A 6,212-nucleotide genomic window follows, 5' to 3' on the forward strand; every position below is an offset into this window, starting at 1 on the left:
GGTGTCGCGCATGATGCGGGCGTGCTCGTCGGCGGTGGAGCAGGCGGCCTGGGCGCGGTCGCCGGCGTTGACGGCTTGGGTGAGCAGTGCGACGGCGCGGGTGACGTGTGACACGACGTGGTGACCTGGTGACCTGGTGGGGGTCAGAGGTTGGTGGCCTGGCCCACCGCGCCCATTGCCTGGTCGGCTTCGTTGGACGCCGACGCGATCGCTGCCTTGGCCTCGCCGATGGCACTCACGGGCACCCCTTCGCGACAGACCGTCACAAACCCGGGCTACTCTCGCGAAAGTCGCGCCGGGAGGTGTGGTGCCGTAGCGTGCGGCCCGGTATGCGGGCGTGGCGTCAGGGAATCGAGTGTGGGTCAGAAGAACGCTGCGTACTCGTCGCCGTCTTCCTGCGCCTCGTGCAGCAGGCGCTTCACGATCTCGAGCCGCCGGCGGCTGAGGCGGAAGGTGCGACGTGCCGTCCGGAACTGCTGGTGGCGGCCGCCCCCGGCAGCCCTCTCCATCAGCGCGAGCGCGTTGTTGACGGCCTCGATCGCCTGCTGCACGGCGGCGATCGCCTGGTCCGCCTCGCCGGAAGCCGACGCGAGGAGGGCCTTCGCGTCCGCGATCTCACCCATGAATCCTCCTGATACCGATCGGGGCTGATTGATCGCTATCCGCTCCCTTGCCCTTATTATGGCGTAGGTTGCTATATTATCTTGCGCAACTGAGGCGACGATTCCGAGGGGACGAGCGGTGGCTGCAGGTGCCGGGGGCAAGCCCGGAGCCGTGAGTGACGACGACACGGTCGCGTGGCGCGAGGAGTTCCGGACGAAGGACGATGGCCTCACCACCTTGACGTACCTGCGCAAGCTCATCCGGCACCTGCTCACCCCCGGCGCGAGAATCGACGTCGATGCCATCGAGGAGATGGGCGTCGTCACGGCACGCGCGGCGATGACGGGTGCGTTCCTGGCCGCGGCCGACCGGCGGTTCCGGCAGCGCCCCACGCGCAGCGACATCCGGGCCGTCGTCGCCACGGTCCGCACGCGCTACATCAAGGATGGGAACCCGCCGCCGATGCTCGCCGAGGCCCTGATCCGTGCGGCCGTGCTCGATGACGACGCGGTACTTGACGGGATGTCGAGCGAGGACCTGAACCGTGGGCAGCTGTGGCTGGCGTACGGGCTGGTGCACGACGCGGGGCTCACCGGCGCCGCCTACGAGTCCTACCTGTACGCCGCGGCGAAGACCGCGCGGGAGCTGCTCGAGGAGGTGGCCTCGTCCGGATGAGGCTGACGGACGAGCAGGTACACCTCGCCGAGCGGCTCGCACGTGCGGCCATGTCCGGTGGCGACGGCGACGCCCTGGACACCCTCGATGACCTGGACGAGGACGACGTGGAGCACGACGTCGCCGCGGCGCTCGCCATCACGGCATGCCTGTCCGCCGTCGTCCGCGTGCAACTACAGGACGTCGACGACCCCGACGCCGAACTGTCCCGGCTCGCCGCGCGGACGCCGCTCGCCGACATCGACGGTGCCGTGATCGCGGTCTGGATCGTCGAGGCCGCTCTGCGATCGGTCGCCGGCCAGCCGCAGGCCGTCGAGGGCATCTCGCCCGGGGTCGTGGTCGAGTCGGTCCTGAGCTACCTGCGCGACGTCGTCCCCACCGTCACCGAGCAGGATCGGCAACAGGCACTCACGCTGGCGATCGAGGCGCTCCGCGAGCTTCATCGCTCCGGCCGGGACATCCCGCTGCCCCCGTGATGGCGTTCCGGGCCCGGCCACCCGGGTGCGGATGGCGTGGCGCGGCGTGGCGTCGCGGAAATGTCGGCCGGGTTGAGTAGAATCGAACACATGTTCGAGTCACCCGATTCCGCTGACTCGCTTCCGGCCCACCGTGCGGCCGCGCCGGGCGCCGGTGCGGTGATCGAGGTGGTGACGGGGCTCGGGCACGACGCCCGGCGCTGGGTCGAGCAGGTTCTGATGCCGCGGGCGGTGGAGTCCCTGGACGAGCCGCCGGGAGACCTGCTGGCGGCGGCGATCGAGGACGTGCGGGCCGGGCTCGGCAAGGTCTCGGATGACGATCTGCTCCGGTTGGTCACCGGGGCCGAGCGGCAGGCGTCGTGGGCGCAGTCAGTGCAGTTGGAGGCGGTCGCGGAGTTGTCCCGGCGGCCGTCGATGAACCCGCAGGCGCGTGAGGCGCTGGACGGGCGGACCTTGACGATCGCGGAGGTCGGGGCCGCGCTGGGGTTGACGCGGTATTCGGCCGCTCGGCGGGTGGATCTGGCCGAGCAGCTCACCGTGCGGTTCCCGGCGACGTTGCAGGCATTGCGACAGGGGCGGATCGACCAGGCACGCGCCGAGGTGATCGCCGGGGAACTCGGTGACGTGCCGGATCTGCCCGCCGCGGACCGCGCCGCGATCGAGGACAGAGCCCTGGCGGGGGCGCCCGCGCGGACGACGTCGCAGATCCGCGAGGTGATCCGCCGCGCCCTGCTGGCGGTGAACCCGGTCGACGCGGCCGAGCGGCACGAGCAGCAGCGGCGGGAACGCTGCGTGTGGACGGCACCGTTGCCGGACGCGATGGGGGAGATGTGGGCGCGCCTGCCCGCCGAGACCATCACCGTCATCGAGACCGTCTTGAGCGGGCTTGCCGGCAGCGTCGCCGCCGCTGACCGGAACGACCCGCGCACGCATGATCAGCGACGCGCCGACGTTCTCGGCGATATCTTCACCACGATTCTCGACGGTCAACCCCTGCCCTGCCTCGATCCGCCGCCGCCGCGGCCGACGGCCCGGCCTGGTCACGGCGTCCAGCCCAGCCAGCCGACCGATCTCGGCGAGCCTGGCCGGGGCGACCCGGATGCGGACTGTCACGGTGGCCTGCGGTGGTGGCTGGCGCCGCCGCTGCCGACGCTCAAGCGACGCCGTCCGCACCTGGTCATCACGATCGCCGCATCCACCCTGGCCGGAACCGATGACCAGCCCGCCACCCTGGCCGGGTACGGACCGGTCCCGGCCGACCTCGCCCGCCGGCTGGCCGCCGACGCCGCGACCATCCAGAGCGCCTGCGTCGATCCCGAGACCGGGGCCTGCCGGTGGATCGGCAAGACGACGCCGTACCGGCCCAGCCAGGCCATCCTGGACCAGGTCGTCGCGCGGGATCCGTTCTGCATGCACCCCGGCTGCCGCCAACCCGCCACCCGCTGCGACATCGACCATGTGATCCGTTACCCCGCCGGACCTACCTGCGTCTGCAACATGATCCCGTTGTGTCGATCTCACCACAGGTGCAAGCACAACGGCGGCTGGCGTGTCGAGCGACCGGATTCACCGAGAGCCTTCCTCGGTGGCTCGGGCGATCCACCTGGGACCGTGATCTGGACCAGCCCACTCGGCCGGCGCTATCCGGTCCCACTCGATCCGCTCATGCCACCTACGCCGCGACCACCGGAACCCCCGCCGACGAAACCTGCCCCGGTACCGGTCGATCCACCCTTCTGAGCCATCCCGCCGATCCCCGGGTGGCCGCTCGCCTATAGTTTCAACGGATGTCCACCGCCGTACGCGGCCGTCTGGCCGAGCAGCTCGGTGCCCTCGGGGCTCCCGTCCCACCGTGCGTGCAGCTCACGATGGATGCCAAGGATCTGCGCCTGGAGGTCGACGGCGTCGGACCGGTCCGGTTCCCGGTGCGGGCCGGCCAGGCCCGTGATCTGCTCGCGCTCGGATCGCCGGCGCGGTTCGGGCGCGGCGAGCAGACGCTGACTGACCGGGAGGTCCGCGACACCTGGGAGGTGCCGGCTCACCTGGTGCGGCTTGAATGGACCGAGGCGCTCGCGGGTGTTCTCGACTCGGTTAGGGAGGCGTTCGGGTTGCCGCCGTCCTGCGAGTTGATGGCGGACTTCCACTCCCTGCTGGTCTACGAGCCGGGCCAGTTCTTCCGCACGCACCAGGATTCCGAGAAGCACGACAGCATGATCGGAACCCTGGTCGTGACGTTGCCGTCGGTTCACACCGGTGGTGAGCTGATCATCCATCACGGCGGCGAGTCGCGGACCCATCGGGGGTGGCGGAAGGACCTCGCGCTGGTCGCCTTTCACTCCGACCGCCACCACGAGGTCCGGCCGGTGAAGACCGGTTACCGGGTCGCCGTCACCTACAACCTGCTGCTCAAGGGTGAGGCGGCCCCTGCCTCGCTCGACGACGAGGCGGATGTCGAGGAACTTGCGCGTTGCGTCGCGGAGCATTTCACGACCCGTGTACCGCCCCGCTTCCGCGGCGACGACGCGGGCGCCCCGCCGTCGAGGCTGGTGTACTTGCTCGATCACGAGTACACCGAACGCGGCCTGAGCTGGACCCGTTTGAAGGGAGCCGACATCCAGCGGGCGTCCCGGTTGCGGGCCGCGGCGGAGCGGTCGGGTTGCGAGGCCGTGCTGGCGCTCACCGAGATCCAGGAGACCTGGGATGTTCTCGAGCCGGACTACCGGTACCGGCGCCGATACCGGCACTCCGACGAGGAGCGTGGGACCAGGGCGGCCGGGGACGAGGAGTACGAACTCCAGAGCCTGATCGATTCGTCGGTGACCCTGACGTACCTCGTCGACCAGGACGGCGCGTCGCAGGACATCTCGCTGTACGTCAGGGACGCCGAAGTCTGCGCGACGACCCCGTCGGCCGAGTTGCAGCCGCACTCCTCGGAGTACGAGGGGTACATGGGCAACTACGGCAACACGCTCGACCGCTGGTACCGCCGGGCGGCCGTCGTCGTGTGGTCACGTGACCGGAGCTTCGCGGCACGGGCGGAGGCGTCGCCCGCCTGGGCCGTCGAGGAGTTGCTGGCCCAGGCGGGCGGCGGCGACGTCGAGGGTGCACGGGCGGCGGCGGCCACGCTCGCGCCGTTCTGGGACACCGTCACCCTCCCCGAGGGCGACTTCGGGGAGGTCTTCGAGACGACGCTGCGCGCTGCCTGCGCCCTGGACGACCCCGACACCGCGCGGCTGCTGGTCCGCAGGTTCCTCATCGAGGAACTCCGCGCGCGCCACATGGCCCCGCTCGCCGCTCTGGCCGCCCGGTACGGCGAGGCGTGGGCCGCCGGTCTGCTGGGGGAGTGGTTCGGTCGGCCCGAGGGCTGGTCCTACACGGTGAAACGGAGCCGGATGGGTTGGGTCACGACCGTGCCGGGACTCTGCCAGGCGTTGTCGGCAGTGGACGGTGAGGTGCCGGCGACGGCACGTCTGCTGGTCGAAGGTTCCTGGGCCTGCCTCGGCAGGAACCTCCGCGACGCGGAGGAGACCTCGGCGCCCAGCCACCGAACCGAACGGCTCACCAAGCTGGGACGTCCGCTGGCGGCCGTCCTGACGGCCGCGGTCGAGACCGGCGCCGCCGACGTCCGGGGGAAGGCGGTCGAGTTCTGCCGCGAGCGAGGTGACGATCTGACGGCGTGCCTGCTCGCGGCGCTGCGCGCCGCCGCGGAGCTGCCGCCCGCCGCACGTGACGGGGCCGGCTTCGAAGACCTGGCCGCAGAGTGCGCGCGGTCCCTTCGTGCCCGCCTGGCCGCGCCGGCCCGCGCGGACGGCGACTGGTCGCTCACCCCGCTCGCCGGCTGCACCTGCGACCTGTGCCAGACGCTCGGCGAGTTCCTCCGCGATCCGGGTCGCCGCACCTTCGAATGGCCCCTCGCCCAGCAGAAGCGTCAGCACATCCACTCCCGGATCGACACCGCCGAGCTTCCGGTGACCCACCAGACCCGGCGATCGGGCAGCCCCTACACACTCGTCCTGACCAAGACACCGCAGCTCTTCGAGCGGGAACGCGAAGCACGACACCAGGACCAACTCGACCTGGAACAACTCTCCGAATGGAACGCCTAGCGGCGGTGGTGGGAGCGCTGGCCGAGAAGGCGGCGAGGAGCCGGCCGGTGACGCCGGGGTCGATCAACGCGTCGCCGTGAACCGCGGCGCGGATGGCGTGGACCAGTTGCTCGGGCGAGGCGCCCTTGAGCAGAAAGCCTCGGGCGCCTGCCTTGAGCGCGCCGTAGACGTATTCGTCGGTATCGAACGTGGTGATCACCACCACGGCTTCACGTCCGTCGGCGGCCTGACCGACGACGTCGATGTCTGGTTGGCCGCCCAGAATCGTTGAAAGTCCGGCGCGGACAATGCTCTGGTCATCGGCGATGAATCCACACCCACCCCAGGCAGACCCGGCCCGAAGGGAGCTGGA

At 70.8% G+C, this 6,212-nt stretch carries 6 protein-coding genes; 5 read left to right on the forward strand and 1 reads right to left on the reverse strand.

Features of this window, described 5'->3' with window-relative positions:
- Positions 1–362 precede the first annotated feature (362 nt).
- Positions 363–623 carry a hypothetical protein gene (locus AC08OU_RS19240; protein ID WP_476605461.1) on the reverse strand — a complete coding sequence of 87 codons (261 nt, stop codon included), beginning with the start codon at positions 621–623 and terminating at the stop codon, positions 363–365.
- 118 nt (positions 624–741) lie between these two features.
- Here AC08OU_RS19240 and AC08OU_RS19245 point away from each other — a divergent pair, with 118 nt between their 5' ends.
- The 5 genes from AC08OU_RS19245 to AC08OU_RS19265 all read left to right on the forward strand — a co-directional run bounded on the left by AC08OU_RS19245 (position 742) and on the right by AC08OU_RS19265 (position 6,131).
- Positions 742–1,278, forward strand: a complete 537-nt coding sequence (locus tag AC08OU_RS19245; protein WP_476605462.1) for a hypothetical protein — start codon at positions 742–744, stop codon at positions 1,276–1,278.
- Positions 1,275–1,754 (forward strand): hypothetical protein, encoded by a 480-nt coding sequence (locus tag AC08OU_RS19250; protein ID WP_476605463.1) that lies wholly within the window; start codon positions 1,275–1,277, stop codon positions 1,752–1,754. Before AC08OU_RS19245 ends, AC08OU_RS19250 begins: the two co-directional genes overlap by 4 nt.
- Positions 1,755–1,844: 90 nt before the next feature.
- Entirely contained in the window at positions 1,845–3,494 is a 1,650-nt protein-coding gene (locus tag AC08OU_RS19255) for an HNH endonuclease signature motif containing protein (RefSeq protein WP_476605464.1), read from the forward strand.
- 47 nt (positions 3,495–3,541) lie between these two features.
- Entirely contained in the window at positions 3,542–5,860 is a 2,319-nt protein-coding gene (locus AC08OU_RS19260) for a 2OG-Fe(II) oxygenase (protein ID WP_476605465.1), read from the forward strand.
- A 76-nt stretch (positions 5,861–5,936) separates the two neighbouring features.
- Positions 5,937–6,131 (forward strand): hypothetical protein, encoded by a 195-nt coding sequence (locus AC08OU_RS19265; RefSeq protein ID WP_476605466.1) that lies wholly within the window; start codon positions 5,937–5,939, stop codon positions 6,129–6,131.
- Positions 6,132–6,212 lie beyond the last annotated feature (81 nt).

This window comes from Frankia sp. CcMO1 (assembly GCF_977945845.1).

Excerpts from the sequence above, each read along its gene's own strand:
- AC08OU_RS19240 (WP_476605461.1), bottom strand. The coding sequence starts at position 623 with ATGGGTGAGATCGCGGACGCGAAGGCCCTCCTCGCGTCGGCTTCCGGC.
- AC08OU_RS19250 (WP_476605463.1), top strand. The coding sequence starts at position 1,275 with ATGAGGCTGACGGACGAGCAGGTACACCTCGCCGAGCGGCTCGCACGT.
- AC08OU_RS19255 (WP_476605464.1), top strand. The coding sequence starts at position 1,845 with ATGTTCGAGTCACCCGATTCCGCTGACTCGCTTCCGGCCCACCGTGCG.
- AC08OU_RS19260 (WP_476605465.1), top strand. The coding sequence starts at position 3,542 with ATGTCCACCGCCGTACGCGGCCGTCTGGCCGAGCAGCTCGGTGCCCTC.